Source organism: Cohaesibacter intestini (genome assembly GCF_003324485.1).
Lineage (GTDB): Bacteria > Pseudomonadota > Alphaproteobacteria > Rhizobiales > Cohaesibacteraceae > Cohaesibacter > Cohaesibacter intestini.
The window spans coordinates 96391-112615 of sequence record NZ_QODK01000008.1; the positions used below are offsets into that span (position 1 = coordinate 96391).

Below are 16225 nucleotides of genomic sequence, written 5' to 3' on the forward strand. Positions count from 1 at the left end.
CATGTCTGAAGCGTTCATCGAACTGCGCAATATCGGGAAGCAATTTCTCGGTCTGCGAGCATTGGACGATGTTTCCCTGACCATCAACAAGGGTGAGATTCATTGTCTTGCCGGCGAGAATGGGTCGGGAAAGTCCACTCTAATCAAAATCATATCGGGTGTTTACCAGCCCACTGAAGGAGAGATCTTCATCGAGGGTGAAAAGGTCGAAAACCTGACACCCATCGAGTCGGTCAATCGTTCTATTCAGGTGATCTATCAGGATTTTTCGTTGTTCGGCAACTTGACCGTGGCGGAAAATCTGGCGCTCAACACCGAGCTCAGAAACAAAGTCAAGCTGGTGAATTGGGGACGGGTCCGCAAAATGGCAAAAGAGGCCATTGATCGGCTCGGGGTTTCCATTGACCTCGATGCCGAGGTGGCAAGTTTGCCAACATCATCCAAACAGTTGGTGGCCATTGCGCGCGCTCTGATGTCCGATGTCAAACTGATCATCATGGATGAACCGACCACTGCGCTGACGGGCAAAGAGGTTGAAACGCTGTTCCAGATCGTACGCGATATTCAGAGCAAGGGCATCGCCATCCTGTTCGTCAGTCACAAGATGCGCGAAATGCTCGAAATCTCCGAACGGCTTACGGTGATCCGCAACGGCGCCAAAGTGGCGGAAGGGGACACCAAGGATTTCGACGAGGCGGCCGTCATTCGCCACATGACCGGACTCGATATCGAGATCCAGCCCTATCGCAAGCCAGCGGTGGGGAGCGATGAACAACCGCGTCTGGAAGTCGAAGGCCTGACACTGCCCGGCCTGTATGAGAATATCAATCTCACCATGTATCCCGGCGAGATTGTCGGCCTGTCCGGGTTGCTCGGCTCCGGGCGCACCGAACTGGCCTTGAGCCTGTTTGGCCTCTTGCCAACCCATGCCGGTGACATCAAAATTGATGGCCAGTCGGTCACCTTGCGCACGGTGCAGGATGCGATTGGTCATGGCATTGCCTATGTGCCAGAGGACCGCCTGACCGAGGGGTTGTTCCTGACCCAATCCATCACCCGCAACATTGTCGCCACCTCTCTGGATCGTCTGTCCAGCAAGGGTGTCATCGACATGAAGGCGGTGGAGAAGGAAACGGCCGACACCATTCAATCCATGCAGATCGCCACACCAAGTGCCGACAAAATGGTCGGCGAGCTATCCGGTGGCAATGCCCAACGTGTTGTTCTGGGACGCTGGCTGCTGACGGACGCAAAGGTTCTGATCCTCAATGGTCCCACCGTCGGGGTCGATGTCGGGTCCAAAGCCGAGATTCACAAGAAAATCAGGGAACTGGTGAAGGATCATGGATTGACGGTTTTGATGATTTCCGATGACGTTCTGGAACTGGCGCAGAATTGCAGCCGGGTCATTCTCATGCATCGCGGGCAATTTGTCGAACAGCTTGAAGGTGAGGGCATCAAGGAAGATGTCATCAGCGATAAGCTGAAGTCGTTTACGTGAGGGGGCGGCCATGAAACTTTTCAAACGATCCGAATTTGTGATTGCGGTCATCCTTCTCTTGTCCATGGTCGTGATCGGTCTCATCAATCCTGCCTTCTGGCAGTTGGACAATCTCTTCTCTCTGATGCGCAGCAACGTCATTATCGGCATCATGGCTCTCGGGGTTTTGGTGGTGATGATTTCGGGCGGCATTGACGTCTCTTTTCCCGCCTTTGCCGTCGCTGCCATGTATCTGACCGTCAAGGGCATGATCTTCTTTGGCCATGACGGGGTGATCATTCCGTTCATTGCTGCGGCGATGATGGGCATGCTGTTCGGCTGCCTCAATGCCTTCTTCGTTTACAAGTTCAAGATGATCCCGCTGATTGTGACATTGGGCACAGGCAGCATGGTCCGGGGCTTTCTGCTCGGCATTGTCGGAACAAGCATGATCAACATCAACAAGATGCCAGATGGCCTGATCGATTTTGCCAAAACGGAAGTCATTTCGATGACCAAGCCCGATGGCACCTATTTCGGTTTGACCGCGATGGTGCTGATCTATGTCGGGCTGGCGCTGCTGGTTCATTTCGTGTTGCGCTATACCATGATTGGACGCAGTGTTTATGCGCTGGGTGGGGATGCCGAGGCGGCCAAACGCGTTGGCTTCGACGTGCGGCGCACCACCTTCTTCATCTACTGTTTTGCCGGCATGTTGGCAGGGTTCGGCGGCTTGCTGCACAGCGGCATGATCTGGCTGGCCAATCCGCGAGACTTTGTGGGATTGGAGCTTGATGTGATTGCCGCAGTCGTTCTGGGCGGGGCCAGTATTTTTGGCGGGCGTGGCTCGGTGCTCGGCACGATGCTGGGTGTCTTTATGCTCGTCATGGTCAAGAACAGCCTGATCATCATGAAGGTGGAAACCACCTGGCAACGTGTCGTGGTCGGCATCGTCATCGTCATTGCCACGGCGATGACCGCTTGGCGTGACCGCAAACGCAATGTGTGAGGAGTAAAGAGATGAAACCCTCTTTCGATTTTCGATCTCTGATCAATCGTGAAAACAATATCATGCAATTGATCATGATGACCGTTTTGATTTTCCTCATCATGACGGCTCTGAGCCCGGACAAGTTCCTGCGCTACTACAATTTTGAATCCATCACCTACCTGTTTCCAGAACTGGGACTGCTATCGATTGCCATGATGGTGGCCATGCTGACCGGCGGCATCGATCTGTCCGTCGTCGGGATTGCCAACCTGTCGGGGATCCTGTCCGGCGTGCTGTTCCATTACCTCATTCGTGATCTGGGAATGGAGGAAAGCAGCCTGATGGTTCTGGTCGGTGTCTGTCTGTCCCTGTGTGTGGGGCTAACCGCAGGCATGCTGAACGGCTTTCTGATTACCAAGTTCAACATCACCCCGATTCTGGCCACGCTCGGCACAGGGCAGGTTTTTGTCGGACTGGCGCTGGTGCTGACCGGTGGTCCTGCGATCGTTGGCTTCCCCGAAGCCTGGGCGTTTCTGGGCAACGGCAAGATTATGGGGATCGCGGTGCCATTCCTGCTCTTCTTGCTGGTTGCAGGCGTTGTGGCTTTCCTTCTGACCCGCACCACCATTGGCGTCAATCTGATGCTGATCGGCTCCAATCCGCGGGCAGCCATCTTTGCTGGTCTGAAAAAGTCACGGATGATTTTCTACAGCTACATGCTGTCCGGGGTTCTGGCCAGCATGGCGGGGATCATCCTGTCCGGGCGCACCAACGCGGCCAAGTCGGATTACGGAACGTCCTATTTGCTGCAGGCTGTTCTTATTGCGGTTTTGGGTGGCACCAATCCGGCAGGTGGCAAGGGGTCTGTCGCCGGGGTGTCCATCGCGGTTGTGGCATTGATGTTGCTCTCGAGCGGCTTCCAGATCCTGCGCTTCAGCAATCACCTCATCGACTTTATCTGGGGTGCATTCCTGCTGCTGGTGATTGCCATCAATGCCTACAAGAATCGCAATCGCTAACTGTCTCGTCAAAGAATGAACTTGGAACCGATCCTGTGTCTTATGGCATTGGATCGGTGTCAGGGAGGAAAGAGAAATGAACTCGGTCAATATTATGTTGCGCAAAGTGGATTTTGCCGCACATGAACAAGTTGTCGCCACCTATGCAGGCATGACAGCGTCAACATTCAAGTATGATAGTGGTATCGAGGCCCTCAGACTGAGCAACGAGCGGGGCCATTTGGTCGTTCTGCCTTACTATGGCCAGATGATCTGGGATGCCGAGTTCAACGGTATCGATCTGACCATGAAGAACATGTTTTCAATGCCGCGCCCGGCATCTGACATTGCCGGGACGTATGGCTGCTTTGCCTTCCATTCCGGCCTGTTGCGCAATGGCTGTCCGTCGCCAAACGATAGCCATGCCTTGCATGGTGAAATGCCCGTCGCGGCGATGGACAAGGCCGGGCTCGAATGTGGTGAAGACGGGGAAGGGGCCTATTTGGCAGTGACCGGAGCGGTGGAATATGTGATGGGCTTTGGCGATCATTATCTGGCAATGCCACGGATCGTCCTGCGCCCCGATTCCACCCTGTTCGACATGGCCATGTCCGTCACAAATCTGGGCGGGGCCCCCATGGACCTGATGTATATGTGCCACGTCAATTTTGCCTATTGTGAGGGGGCGAAGATCATTCAACCTGCGCCCTTCACCCCTGACCGCACCCAGGTGCGCACGGCGGTGCCCGGACATGTCCAGACGACCCCGGACTATCTGGCTTTCATCGATGCGCTGGCGAGCGATCCGTCCGGATTGGAAGTGCTGGACGAGCCGCAGCGTTACAATCCCGAACAGGTTCTTTACCTGCGCGAGGTCGGGGCAGATGCACATGGCAACACCGCCTGCATGATGCGGCGACGCGAGGGCGATGCCTTTCACATCGCCTATAGCAAGGAAGATTTCCCCCAGACGGTACGCTGGATCCTCGTCAATGACGATCAGCAGGTGGCCGCTTTTGCCTTGCCATCGACCTGTGAACCAGAGGGTTATCTGGCGGAGAAGAAGAAGGGCAATGTCCGTGAGCTCGCATCGGGCGAACAGGTCGATTTTACTGTCCGGCTTGGTTACATGACAAAGACGCAAGCCGATGGCGCCGAACAGCAGATCCGCGCTCTTTGAGCGGGGAGCCTTGCTGACAGACGCTTCGCTAAGAGAAGGAAAGGGATGACAATGGCCGGAAAAATCGCTGTCGTGGGCAGCAATATGGTGGATTTGATTACCTATGTGAACCGCATGCCCGGGCCGGGAGAGACTTTGGAAGCGCCGGACTTCTCTCTGGGATGCGGTGGCAAGGGGGCCAATCAGGCGGTCGCTGCGGCCAGACTGGGCAGCGATGTCATGATGGTCACAAGGGTTGGCGATGATATCTTTGCCGACAATACCATTCGCAATTTTGAGGAGGTCGGCATCGATGCGCGTCATGTGGTGCGCGTCCCCGATACCTCATCTGGCGTCGCACCGATCTTTGTCGAGAAATCGGGAGAGAACAGCATTCTGATCGTCAAGGGGGCCAACAATGCCCTCACTCCGGCCGAGGTGGACAAGGCCGCCGAGGATCTCAAACAATGCTCCCTCATTGTCATGCAGCTCGAAGTGCCACTGGAAACGATTTATCACGTGATCGCTTTTGGTGCGGAACATGGCATTCCGACCCTGCTCAACCCGGCGCCTGCCCAGCCGGATCTGGATGTTTCCCGCATCACCGGTGTGACCTATCTCGTCCCCAATGAGAGCGAGTTGGAGCTTTTGACCGGCATGAAAGTCAGCGATGCGCCCAGTGCAGAGGCTGCAGCCCGTAGCCTGATGGCCAAGGGCATCAAGACCGTCATAGTCACGCTGGGATCCAAAGGGGCCCTGTTGGTCACAGAGGATGATTGCAAACGGATCGAACCGGTCGCCGTGCAGCCCATGGACACGACAGGTGCGGGCGATGCCTTCATCGGCAGTTTCGCGCACTATTTCACCAAGGAATCCGATCTGGATCTGGCGCTGAAAATGGCCGCGCGCTATGCCGCTGACTCGATCACCCGCCCCGGCACACAGAAATCCTACGCTTCAATCGAAGCGTTTGAGGCTTTCTGCAGCAAGCTGGATGGATAGTCCGTTGGCTTGAAACAAGACGCGACCCGGCACTGGCAACCAGCCATGTTCGGGCCGCGTTCTATCGCCCATCCGTTGCCCTGATCCCGAGTGCAACATGCCCGAGGTGGGAAGCCATTCTAAGGATGCCACCACCCGCTTTCTCTTCCCGAATAACAAGCTTGGTTCCTGCGAAGTCGCAACAATGGCGGCTCGCGACATGTGGCGCTCCGTCGCAAGGCATGCTTGAATGGTCGTCAGAAACCGCATGCGCAATGCCGGTTTCCCTGCGAAAGCAGTATCAAGTGTTTCGACCTGTCTAGCAGACGTGGCTCCGAATGTCCCGCCGATGCCTGTCCGGTCAAAACAAGGGCCGGCAGTGCTTGGAGGGGATGACCATGACAGCAGCGAACCACACCATGCGAAGAGGCCAGGCTTCAGGCATTCTGTTGATGATTGCAGGCGTGGCCTGTCTGAGTGCCAACGACGCGATCGCCAAAACCCTGACCTCCGGCTATTCGCCGCTGCAAATCCTGTTTCTGCGCAATGTGATTGCCCTGCCATTCACCCTGCTCATTGCATTGGTTATGGGGGGACCATTGACCCTGCGGTCACACCGGCCTGCAGCTCATCTGCTGCGTGGTGCGCTCTGGGTCGGCGCAACCATGATGTTCTTCACCAGCTTCATCTATCTCCCTCTGGCCGAGGCGACGGCGCTGATTTTCGTGGCGCCCTTCTTCATCACCATGATCTCGGCGCTGTTCCTCGGAGAGGCCGTCCGCTGGCGGCGCTGGCTGGCTGTTGCCACAGGGTTTCTCGGTGTCCTGATAATCATCCGGCCGGGGGGAGCAACCTTTCAGTTGATTTCCTTGCTTCCCGTCACGACGGCCCTTGTCTATGCCTTGTTGATGCTCAGTGCCCGCTGGGTTGACCCGCGTGAAAGCGTCTGGACGCTTCTGGTGTATCTGACCGGTGCCGGAGCATTGCTCAGTGCATTGATCGTGCCGCTGGTTTGGGTACCAATCCGTTTGGAGGACCTCTGGTTCTTTGTGGGAATTGCGGTCTTCGGCACCGCTGGAATGACCATGATGACGCAGGCCTTTCGTCTCGCACCGGCTTCAATTGTCGCCCCGCTCGATTATACAGGCTTGCCCTGGGCAATGTTGTTCGGTTGGCTCATCTGGCGGGAGAGTCTCGATGCCATGACGATTTTCGGCGCGGCGATCATCATTGCAAGTGGTCTATTCTCGATCTTTCAGGACAGAAACCAAAACCGCGTTTGAAGGAGGCTTCGCCCCTGACAATATAACTGGCCGCGTTGAGTGCAAAGCCGGTGCTACATCTGTAGTCTGCGACAAAGGGCCTACGCATTTTAGAACTGATTGGGATTATTCTTGGCATAAATCGGAGATCGTCAAATGGACACCCAATCAAACAGCGAAAACTGGATGGATTGGCATGCGAAAGCGCGGGTTATGTCCGCATCCATCTTCAAGCCCATACTGGCAGCAATTTTCGTTCCCTGTTTTTTGCTGGCATCGTTTGTTGGCATCGTCAACGGATGGACATTCGGCCCGCTGGAGGGCGCAAAAATTTTCGCAATCCTCTGCGCAGTCTTTCTTGCCTTTTTCGCCTTTGTTCTTCTCATCCTCTTGGCAATCAAACCATCCATTCGGATGCGCTATGTTCTCGATGACACGGGTGTCTATGCCATGGAAGATGATGAAGTTGCGCGAGAATTGATTGCCGCAGGCGGGGCCTTCGGCGTGGCAACCGGCAACCTTACCTTGACGGCCGCCCCTCTGGCGGCCAAGGCTGGAAAAAATGGTCACCTGTCGTGGGACAAGGTGGATAGTGTCTGGGAACGTCCAGTGCAAAATATGTTCATTCTGAAACGGCCGGGCTGGTGGCGCCCGGACTTCACGATCTTTGCGACGCAAGAGAATTATCGTCAGGTGAAAGACTTCATCAAACGGCACAAGGGGCGCACGAACAAAATATCACCAGCCATCGAAAGCGAGGCGTTACAATAGGGTGTCGCAACAAGGACGTTGGATGGGGCCACCCCGGAGGTGCCATTTCAAAGCAACAAAAAGCGCGGATATCCCTTTGCACTGGTTGCTCGGGACGATCCCAGTTCAATCCACTGAATGCAAAGCACCTGCGGTGATCGCCCGGGCGGCGCGCCCGGCTTCTTCGATATAGGCAGGATCGCGATGCACCAGCATCAGCGAGAAAGCGCCATCCATAATCAGATTGATCTGGCGAGCCGTGGCATCTGGCTGTCGCACCTGCGCCTGCGCAAGGCGTCCTGCAAGCCAGGCTTCGAATTTTTTCTTATGCGCCGCCCCCACCTGCATCGCCGGATGACCGGGCATGTTGGCAAGCTCCGCCGCCGTGCGCAGGAAACCGCAGCCTTTCCATTTGGGATGGCGCGATGACTGTGCCAGCGCGATGAAGATCGCCTCGACCTTATCCTCCACATTGCCATCTGCTGCATCGAACCATGCCTCAAAGAGCGCGAGATTGGGTTGATCTCGTGCGGTGAGATAGGCTGTCACAAGGTCATCCTTGCTCTTGAAATGATAATAGAGCGTCTTCTTGGTGATGCCAGCCTTCTCCGCCACGGCGTCAACACTCACCGCGCGGATACCCTCCCGATAGAACAAGCGGTTGGCTGCATCGATGATCCGTTCGCGAGCCGGTTTTGAAGGTGAAATCATGGGCGTGCACTCTCGCATTCCGTATGTATACTGACTAGTGAGTTTCCGTACAGCTTGCCGCTCGCTACCTTGCCAGTCAACCAGGAAAGGCAACCACGAAAGGAGAGACGGCATGCAAAGCAACGACAACGTCAAATTCGAACAACGGGGCCGAATTGCTCTTTTGACACTCAATCGCCCCGAAAAACTGAATGCGATCAATTATGCGATGGCCGATCGGTTGCTTGCTCTACTCGATAAGATCGAGGCGGATGGCTCGATCCGAGCGGTTATCCTGACCGGTGCAGGCGAGCGGGCTTTTTCGGCAGGAGGGGACATTCATGAATTCTCCCGGAGCATCCGCAATGGAGCAGACGAGGCGGTGAGAGACTTTTGCAGACGCGGTCAGGCATTGACCGCTCGGCTGGAAACCTTCCCAAAGCCAGTCATCACCGCCGTCAACGGCATTGCTTATGGGGGTGGGTGTGAAATCACCGAAGCGGCTCATCTGGCCGTGGCATCGGAGCAGGCCGTCTTTGCCAAGCCGGAAATCAATATCGGCATTCCGCCCACCTTCGGTGGCACACAGCGTTTGCCACGCCTTGCCGGACGCAAGCGTGCACTCGAATTGTTGCTGACCGGTGAACCTTTCAGCCCGGATCGTGCCGTTGAGTTGGGGCTTGTGAACAGCATGGTGGCCCATGCAGACCTGCTGCCGGCTGCAATGGATCTTGCCAACCGGATCATCTGCCATTCGCCGCTCGCTACATCGCGTATCCTTGCGGCTGTGACCCGGGGGATCAACACGACGATTGATGAAGGATTGCTGATCGAACGGGAGCAGTTTGCCCGCATGTGTGCGACACAGGATGTGCATGAAGGGCTTGAGGCATGGATTGAGCGACGCATACCAGACTATGCGGAACGATGAACCAAAATTGGCTGTGTGGCCGAAAGGAAGCCATCCTGCCACACATGCTATTGCCATTACATATCCGGCTTCAGGCATTTGTCCTGAAGCAGAAAGCCGGTATTGCACACAGCCCTGCGCAACGTGTCATCATGGCTGATGACGATCAGGGCGACATGTTGTTTGGCAAGAACCGTCAACAGGGCCTGCCAGATTTGTCGCGCCGAAATGGCATCGAGTTGGGCTGTGATTTCATCGCAGATAAGCAGGCGCGTTGAGGGCAACAGCAGGCGGGCCAGTGAAACACGCGCCAGCTCCCCACCGGACAGCTCCCGCGCCAATCGCCCTTGCCATTCGGGCCGAATGCCAAGGCCTTCAATAATTGCGTCGTCAAGTGCGCCGCCATTCTTGAGAATATCAGCGACAGACCAACGCGGATCAACCGCCATCTCGGGAGATTGGGGTGCCAGTTGGACCGGGGAGGGGCCATCAACTTCGGCAAGAGCCTCTCCGTTCCACAAAACCCTGCCTGCTTGCGGCTGAATTTGCCCGGCAAGAATGCGGCCCAATGTCGTTTTGCCGACCCCCGAGGGACCAGCAATGCCGATGCGGTCATTGGCCCCGATTTCGAGGCCCGCCTGATCCAGAATCAGCTGATCGCCAAATCGGTGGACCAGTCCTTCAGCCCTAAGCATACAAGACCCCTTCTTCTGTCAGATCAGCAAAGCCGTCCCAACTTTGTGCCTGCCAAAGTGCCTTGGAGAAGGGATGGGCAAGCGTTCCCTTATGAAAGGCTTCGGTGTCTGCCACCTCGACCTGCTCCCCTTCTTGCAAGATAACCATCTGGTGCGCAATCCCGGTTAGCCGCTGCAGGTCATGACTGATCACAAGCACCGCCTTGCCACTCTCGGCAAAGGAGGCAAGAAGCGCCATGATGCGATCCGCAGCCTTTCCGTCCAAACCGGCGGTGGGTTCATCCGCGATGATGCATTCGGCCCCGGTTGCCAGTGCGGTCGCCAGCAGCACCCGTTTGGCCATGCCTCCGGAAAGCTCATGCGGCCATTGCTCGAGGCATTCGGGTGAAAGACCAAGATGGGAGAAAAGCGCAGTGACATCGCAATTATGTCCCGCAAGTCTTGCGAAACGAGCCACCTGTCGCCCCACCGGGCAGAGTGGGTCCAATGCATCCCTGCTTTGCGGTGCAAGGGCCAATGCGCCCTGTTTGGGTGGAGTGCCGTCAAATTCCATCTGCCCCGATCGTTCAGCATTATGTGGCAAGTTGCTGATCAGGGCTTCGGCGATCAGGCTCTTGCCTGCGCCGGACCCTCCGACAAGGCCGGTGAGACGACCGCGTGGCAAAGTGAAGGTGACATCCCTGATCGGTGCAAGACGCGACCCGTCATGCTGCCGAAAATGCACGGACAGATTTTTAACCACCAGCATCAGGCCACTCCTTCATTCGGGTCAGAGGCACGGCGCAAGGATTCCCCGAAGATCTCGAAGGACAAGGCCACCAGCAAAAGTCCCAGACCGGGGAAGAAAGCCAGCCACCAGAGGCCGGATCCCAGCGCCCGGAGCGACTCGGACAGAATGACACCAATGGACGGCAGATGCGGCGGGACGCCGAGCCCGATAAAGGACAGCCCGGCCTCGTGCAATATGGCGTGCGGAAAAATCAGTACGAAACCCGCAATGATCTGTGGGATAAGGTGAGGCAACAAATGCTTCCGCGCAACCCATATTGAATTGCGTCCCAACCCGCGGGATACCGCGACATAGTCTGATGCAAGCACGCGTTGGGTTTCATGACGCAACAGGCGGGCAAGACGTGGCCAGTGGGTCAGGCCGACCCCGAGAATAACACCTTGCACACCGCCGCCGGCTGCATAGGCGACCAGCATCAGCAGCACGAAATGCGGCAGGCCAAGAAACAGCTCGGTGGCAATGCCGACAATCCGGTCGGCGACGCGGTTGACACTCGCCATCAGACCCAAAATCACAGCCAACGCTGTCGAAACAAATCCGGCAAACAGCCCGATGCCGATCGATTGGCCAAGCGCTAGCAGTGTCCGCAACAGCATGTCGCGGCCCAGCAGGTCGGTACCGAAGATATGATCCAGCGACGGCGCGAGCATGCGCAGGGATGGGCTGACGCGCAGATCATCGGATGAGGCAAACAGCGAATAGGCAAACACGCCCAGCACCAGACTCAAGGCGATGAGTCCGCTCACGACGGCCTGGCGGCGAATGCGAGAGGCATGCTTTCGTCCTCCCGACCCGGCAGCGCAGCCCGGTTGCTCCGGCCATGCATCAAAGCGCGCTTTCTCGGTAAGATCCGTCACGATTTCCCCTCACGCGCTGTTTCAAAATCGGAAGATTGCAACCGCGACACGCTTTTGCGCTTTTGGCGTCTGCTCCCTGCCTGATCCCGCAGCCGTGGATCCAGAAGATGGGCGCAAATGTCTGCCAGCATGTTGCCAAGAAACACAACGGCCAGCGTCGCCAGAGCGACCCCCATCAACAGAGGCGCGTCGGCCCCTTTGGCTGCTCGCACCGTTGCTTCGCCCAAGCCCGGCCATGAGAAGATCGTCTCGGCCAAAACCGAGCCGCCGATCAACTCCCCGGCACCAGCCAAATGAACCGTGAGAGCTGGGCCCAGCGCATGGCGCAGACCGGGGCCCATCAGAAGGGACAGATTTCGAGCCCCATGGGCCTTGAGATGACGCGCTGCCGGTCCTTCCAGAAAGGCACGGGCGCGCGCGCGCGTGTGCAGGATCAGTGGCGCGATGCCAACGACCGAGACCGTGATGGCAGGCAAGATCAAGTGACGCAATCGGTCGCCCCACGTCACCTCGGCCATCGTCAGGCCCGGAGAGGCGGAACAGCAAGCGGGCAACCAGCCAAGTTGGACGGAAAAGACAGCGATCAAAATCAATGCCAGCCAGAAGCCCGGACTGACGGCCAGCGTCACGGCAAAAGCGCGAATGGCACGATCTGGCCAATGGCCTCTGGATGCAGCAGCAATCAGTCCCAAAGAGGTGCCGATCACGAGAGAGAAGAGGAAGGCGGCTCCAATCAGCGAAATGGAGGCAGGCCAGCGGGCCATGATCACATCGACGACCGGCGCGTTGAACAGCATGCTGTCCCCCAGATCGCCTTGGATGAAATGGGTGACCCAGCGCAGAAACTGCTCCGGAACCGGATCATTGAGGCCCCAGGACTGGGCGATGGCATCGCGCTGCTCCGGCCCGACCAGCGCAACCCGCGCCCCGACATAGGCCTGCACCGGATCAACCGGTGCAAGTCTGATGAGGGTGAAAAGCCCGACCATGGCCAGAGGCAGCAGCCAGACAAGGCGGATGGCGCGCTCCACCAGCACCCTTGGAAGCCAATGATGCCAGCTCATTCGCATGTCCACTTCCAGCCCGGCAAGCCTTGCGTGATCGGATAGCCATGGCCATGGGGTTCAATCTGAACAGGGCCGATATCCAGACAGTCGCTGATCCAGTAGGAATGCTTGACATTGACCATCCAGGCCCAAGGCGCATCACCCTTGGCGCTGAACCCCGTTTTGCCGTCCCATTGGGCTGCCTTCCATTCAGCAAGTGAGGCCTCGAAGCTCGGAGCTGACTGGGCTGCATCCAAATGCGCATCGACCGTCGCATTGCGATATAGGCCGGTATTGTACCAGTCAACACCGGCATTGTTGCCATGATACAGGGCGTAGATTTCGGATGGATCATGCGCGCCCCATCCCAAAATCACTGCACTGGCATGCATTTCATTGCCAATGGCATCCCAGCTCAGGCCCCGTGGCTCTGCCACAATGCCAAAGGCGCGCATTTGTTCTGCCGCGCCCAGTGCCAAAGCCTGTCGCAGGGAGTCTGAAGATGGATAGACAAGAGGGAAACGGGCCTGTTGGCCATCCTTTTCGCGAACCCCATCGCCATTTTCGTCCCGCCAGCCAGCGGCATCCAGCGTGGCTTTTGCCGCGTCCACGTCACCGCCCTCCAGATGGGCGTCCGGATTGTCCCAAGGCAGACCGTCAACAGGGCCGTAAGCTGGCGTGCCATGGCCATTTAGCGCCAAGGCCACCAGCGCCTCCCGGTCTAGCCCTTGGTTGATGGCGAAGCGAATGGCTCGGTCTGCGGTCACATCATTGCCGATCGGATGCCCTTTTTCGGTTTGACCACCAGAAGGAATGGTTGGAAATGCGATGCCGCGATTGTCGACCGTATTGATATGCTTGACCGTCATGCCATTGGGGGCATGCGCCGCATCGAGCGGCGGCACGGCAACCAGATGCGCCGCGCCAGAGCGTGCCAAATTGAGCACCACGGCCTCTTCACCAAAGACGAAGGTCACGCGCGGAAACGCGATTTTCTCGCCGTGCCAATAGGGATTGGGTTCGACAATCAATTGCTCGCCTTCCCGCCATTCAACCATCTTGAAGGGACCTGCTCCCAGCGGGTGACGCGCATAGTCATCGCCGTAGCCTTTTTGGGGCACGATCCCGAGCGCCACGAGTTGAGAGGCAAAGGTGATTTGCGGTTTGGTGAGTTCAAGCTCGACCGTATCAGGGGATGTTGCGCGGGCTTCCTTGAGGATCTTCATATCCGTCAGACCGCCAGCGTCCCTAGCCTTGTTGAAGGTGAAGGCAACGTCTTCGGCTGTCAGGGGGGAGCCATCGGAGAATTTTGCGTCTGTGCGAATGGTGACTGTCCAGATCAGGCGGTCTTCGGAGAGGACCCAACTGGTTGCCAGATCTCCAGTCATTTCAAAATTGGCATCAAGACGCAGCAGAGTTGCCTGAAAGAGTGGATTGCCATACCGCCCCCAGCCCATGATAGGATCGAACCCGGTTTCCGGCTCGCCGCCAACCGCCAGAACAAGCGGCGGAGGCGCAGCCGCGACCGAGTTGGCAGACAAGAGAGTGGCAAAAACAGCGGCAAGCAACATCGAACGGCGCATCCGAAACTCCATAGTATGATTTTTTTACGGATTTATCATACAATTTTTGTATACGAAAGTTCGAAATGCTCCGAGAAGCAAAACCTATTCTTATAGATTGGTCTCGTCGCCAAAACCTGCGCTTCTCTTTGTGGAAAGTTCAATCGAGACATGCCTTTCCCACCGGACAAAGGTTTGGTGTCTGTGTGATGCGAGTGTGAATCGCGAAAGCGAAACGCCATCGTCGCAATGGGGGCGAACCGTCGTAAGCACCCATTGGCTTGTCTTCTCTACATGCAATTGCGCAAATGGATGGATCGGACCTTTCGGATTTGCCCCAGTGGGCCGGAGCTTCTATAACGTGTCGGGCAACCTTGTCGAAGAAGCCAAAATATCCATGTCCTATCCCCGTATTGTTTTCATGCGCCATGGCGAAACCGAATGGAACCTCGCCGGTCGCGCTCAAGGCCATCTTAACTCGCCCCTGACCGCAAAGGGCCAAGCCCAGGCTCAAAGGCTTGGCGAGATTCTCAAGCGTGAATTGATCACGCCAGAGGGCTATACCCAAATGGTCAGCCCCATCGGCCGGACCCTCGAAACCTCTGCCAACATCAAAAAGCATTTCCCGTTCGATCCAACGCCAATCGACTTGCTTAAGGAAATCGATCTCGGCAAGCTGAGCGGTCTGAATCGCGCAGAAATGGAAGAGCAGTTCCCCGATCATATGGCGGGAAAGCCTGACTATGACTGGTATTTCGGCGCCCCTGATGGTGAAACCATGGACGATATGCGCAAGCGCGCAACCCAATGGCTCGACAGCCTGATCGGCCCCACCATCGCCGTCGCCCATGGCCAAATTGGCAAAGTGATCCGCGGTGTTTATCTCGGACTGTCCGATGAACAGATCTTGCGCCTGCAAGAACCGCAAGGCGTGGTGCATCTGCTGGACCATGGCACTGAAACCATTTGGAGTTAGAAAAATATGTGTCATGGCGGGGCATTTCTGACAGGGCAGAGGGACCGAAAGCTTGGCTTGATCAAGCATCAGAGCTGACACCCAACAGGTGGCCGCTGGTCCATGTCTGCAAGGGGTCGTGCTTGCAGGAAACGGTGTGTCGAAAGACCACATCATCAGTATATTGACTCGCCGGGGATCTGGGAGTGACTTGGGGGCCTGTATAATGCAAATTTCTGAAATCTGGAGGATCCAAATCTATGACCAAAACTGTTCTCATTAGCGGGGGCTCCAGAGGCATCGGGCGGGCCACTGCGCTGATCATGGCGGGCCAGGGATGGAACATTGCCTTCACCTATCGTGGGGATCATGACGCTGCGCAGCAGGCAGTGGAAGAGATCCGCGCAAAGGGCGCAGAAGCGATTGCCATTCAGGGGGATACGGTTCAGGAAGACCATGTGGTGCGGGCATTTGACGAGACGATCTCGACATTTGGCGGGCTGGATGCCGTCGTGGTCAATGCCGGTGTCGTTGCGCCGTCTATGCCGCTTGCCGAAATGTCCATTGAACGCCTGAAAACCATCTTTGACACCAACGTCTTGGGAGCGGTCCTGTTTGCCCGCGAAGCTGCAAGACGTTTGCCTGACCAGAAGACCGGAAAGGATGCTGCGATCGTGCTTGTATCCTCCGCTGCTGCCCGCCTTGGATCGCCGTTCGAATATGTCGATTATGCCGCCAGCAAAGGGGCGATCGACACATTGACGCTGGGTCTTTCCAAAGAGCTCGCAGGTCAGGGGATTCGCGTCAATGCCATCCGGCCGGGTCTGATTGAAACGGACTTGCATGCAAGCGGAGGCCAACCGGACAGAGCTGAACGATTGAGCAAAGCCATTCCCATCGCCAGACCCGGAACTGCGCATGAGGTCGGTTCGGCCATTGCCTGGCTATGCTCTGAAGAGGCTAGCTATTGCACAGGTGGCATCCTCGATGTGACCGGGGGCCGATAACCCCGCGATTGGGATTCCAGCACGAACTGATACAAACTTGGGCCGGGATACCCGATATTGCTGATGGCAACAAAAGCATGGATATCGGGAAC

General features: G+C 56.8%; 16 protein-coding genes. 10 read left to right on the top strand and 6 right to left on the bottom strand.

The window, feature by feature from the left end:
* Position 1: 1 nt before the first annotated feature.
* The 7 genes from DSD30_RS20135 (at position 2) to DSD30_RS20165 (ending at position 7642) form a co-directional block, all read left to right on the top strand.
* Entirely contained in the window at positions 2 to 1501 is a 1500-nt protein-coding gene (locus DSD30_RS20135; protein ID WP_114011548.1) for a sugar ABC transporter ATP-binding protein, read from the top strand.
* Between the two features lie 10 nt (positions 1502 to 1511).
* Entirely contained in the window at positions 1512 to 2489 is a 978-nt protein-coding gene (locus DSD30_RS20140; protein ID WP_114011549.1) for an ABC transporter permease, read from the top strand.
* A gap of 11 nt (positions 2490 to 2500) precedes the next feature.
* Complete coding sequence (locus tag DSD30_RS20145; protein WP_114011550.1) at positions 2501 to 3490, top strand: ABC transporter permease; 990 nt, start codon at positions 2501 to 2503, stop codon at positions 3488 to 3490.
* 76 nt (positions 3491 to 3566) lie between these two features.
* On the top strand, positions 3567 to 4649 hold the full coding sequence (locus DSD30_RS20150; RefSeq protein WP_114011551.1) for an aldose 1-epimerase family protein: 1083 nt from the start codon (positions 3567 to 3569) through the stop codon (positions 4647 to 4649).
* 51 nt (positions 4650 to 4700) lie between these two features.
* Positions 4701 to 5630, top strand: a complete 930-nt coding sequence (gene rbsK, locus DSD30_RS20155) for a ribokinase (RefSeq protein ID WP_114011552.1) — start codon at positions 4701 to 4703, stop codon at positions 5628 to 5630.
* 377 nt (positions 5631 to 6007) lie between these two features.
* Complete coding sequence (locus tag DSD30_RS20160; RefSeq protein WP_114011607.1) at positions 6008 to 6892, top strand: DMT family transporter; 885 nt, start codon at positions 6008 to 6010, stop codon at positions 6890 to 6892.
* Positions 6893 to 7027: 135 nt separating this feature from the next.
* Positions 7028 to 7642 (top strand): hypothetical protein, encoded by a 615-nt coding sequence (locus DSD30_RS20165; RefSeq protein WP_114011553.1) that lies wholly within the window; start codon positions 7028 to 7030, stop codon positions 7640 to 7642.
* A 105-nt stretch (positions 7643 to 7747) separates the two neighbouring features.
* Here DSD30_RS20165 and DSD30_RS20170 read toward each other — a convergent pair whose 3' ends face one another.
* Complete coding sequence (locus tag DSD30_RS20170; RefSeq protein ID WP_114011554.1) at positions 7748 to 8332, bottom strand: TetR/AcrR family transcriptional regulator; 585 nt, start codon at positions 8330 to 8332, stop codon at positions 7748 to 7750.
* Between the two features lie 112 nt (positions 8333 to 8444).
* On the opposite strand from DSD30_RS20170, the gene DSD30_RS20175 reads away from it, so the two are divergent.
* Positions 8445 to 9242: a crotonase/enoyl-CoA hydratase family protein gene (locus DSD30_RS20175; protein WP_114011555.1), complete on the top strand. Its 798-nt coding sequence runs from the start codon at positions 8445 to 8447 to the stop codon at positions 9240 to 9242.
* A 56-nt stretch (positions 9243 to 9298) separates the two neighbouring features.
* Here the strand turns inward: DSD30_RS20175 and DSD30_RS20180 are convergent, their stop codons facing one another.
* The 5 genes from DSD30_RS20180 to DSD30_RS20200 are packed head-to-tail and all read right to left on the bottom strand — an operon-like array spanning position 9299 to position 14192.
* Positions 9299 to 9916 (bottom strand): ATP-binding cassette domain-containing protein, encoded by a 618-nt coding sequence (locus DSD30_RS20180; protein ID WP_114011556.1) that lies wholly within the window; start codon positions 9914 to 9916, stop codon positions 9299 to 9301.
* Positions 9909 to 10664: an ATP-binding cassette domain-containing protein gene (locus tag DSD30_RS20185; protein WP_114011557.1), complete on the bottom strand. Its 756-nt coding sequence runs from the start codon at positions 10662 to 10664 to the stop codon at positions 9909 to 9911. The genes DSD30_RS20180 and DSD30_RS20185 overlap by 8 nt, the downstream gene beginning before the upstream one ends.
* Positions 10664 to 11563 (bottom strand): ABC transporter permease, encoded by a 900-nt coding sequence (locus DSD30_RS20190; protein ID WP_198663080.1) that lies wholly within the window; start codon positions 11561 to 11563, stop codon positions 10664 to 10666. The genes DSD30_RS20185 and DSD30_RS20190 overlap by 1 nt, the downstream gene beginning before the upstream one ends.
* The gene (locus DSD30_RS20195) at positions 11560 to 12627 is read right to left on the bottom strand and encodes an ABC transporter permease (RefSeq protein ID WP_198663081.1); all 1068 of its coding nucleotides are present in this window, start codon (positions 12625 to 12627) and stop codon (positions 11560 to 11562) included. The genes DSD30_RS20190 and DSD30_RS20195 overlap by 4 nt, the downstream gene beginning before the upstream one ends.
* Positions 12624 to 14192, bottom strand: a complete 1569-nt coding sequence (locus DSD30_RS20200; RefSeq protein ID WP_114011559.1) for an ABC transporter substrate-binding protein — start codon at positions 14190 to 14192, stop codon at positions 12624 to 12626. Before DSD30_RS20200 ends, DSD30_RS20195 begins: the two co-directional genes overlap by 4 nt.
* A 376-nt stretch (positions 14193 to 14568) precedes the next feature.
* Here DSD30_RS20200 and DSD30_RS20205 point away from each other — a divergent pair, with 376 nt between their 5' ends.
* Positions 14569 to 15147, top strand: coding sequence for a histidine phosphatase family protein (locus tag DSD30_RS20205; RefSeq protein ID WP_157967800.1), 579 nt, complete (start codon positions 14569 to 14571; stop codon positions 15145 to 15147).
* Positions 15148 to 15386: 239 nt separating this feature from the next.
* The gene (locus tag DSD30_RS20210; RefSeq protein ID WP_114011561.1) at positions 15387 to 16133 is read left to right on the top strand and encodes an SDR family oxidoreductase; all 747 of its coding nucleotides are present in this window, start codon (positions 15387 to 15389) and stop codon (positions 16131 to 16133) included.
* Positions 16134 to 16225 lie beyond the last annotated feature (92 nt).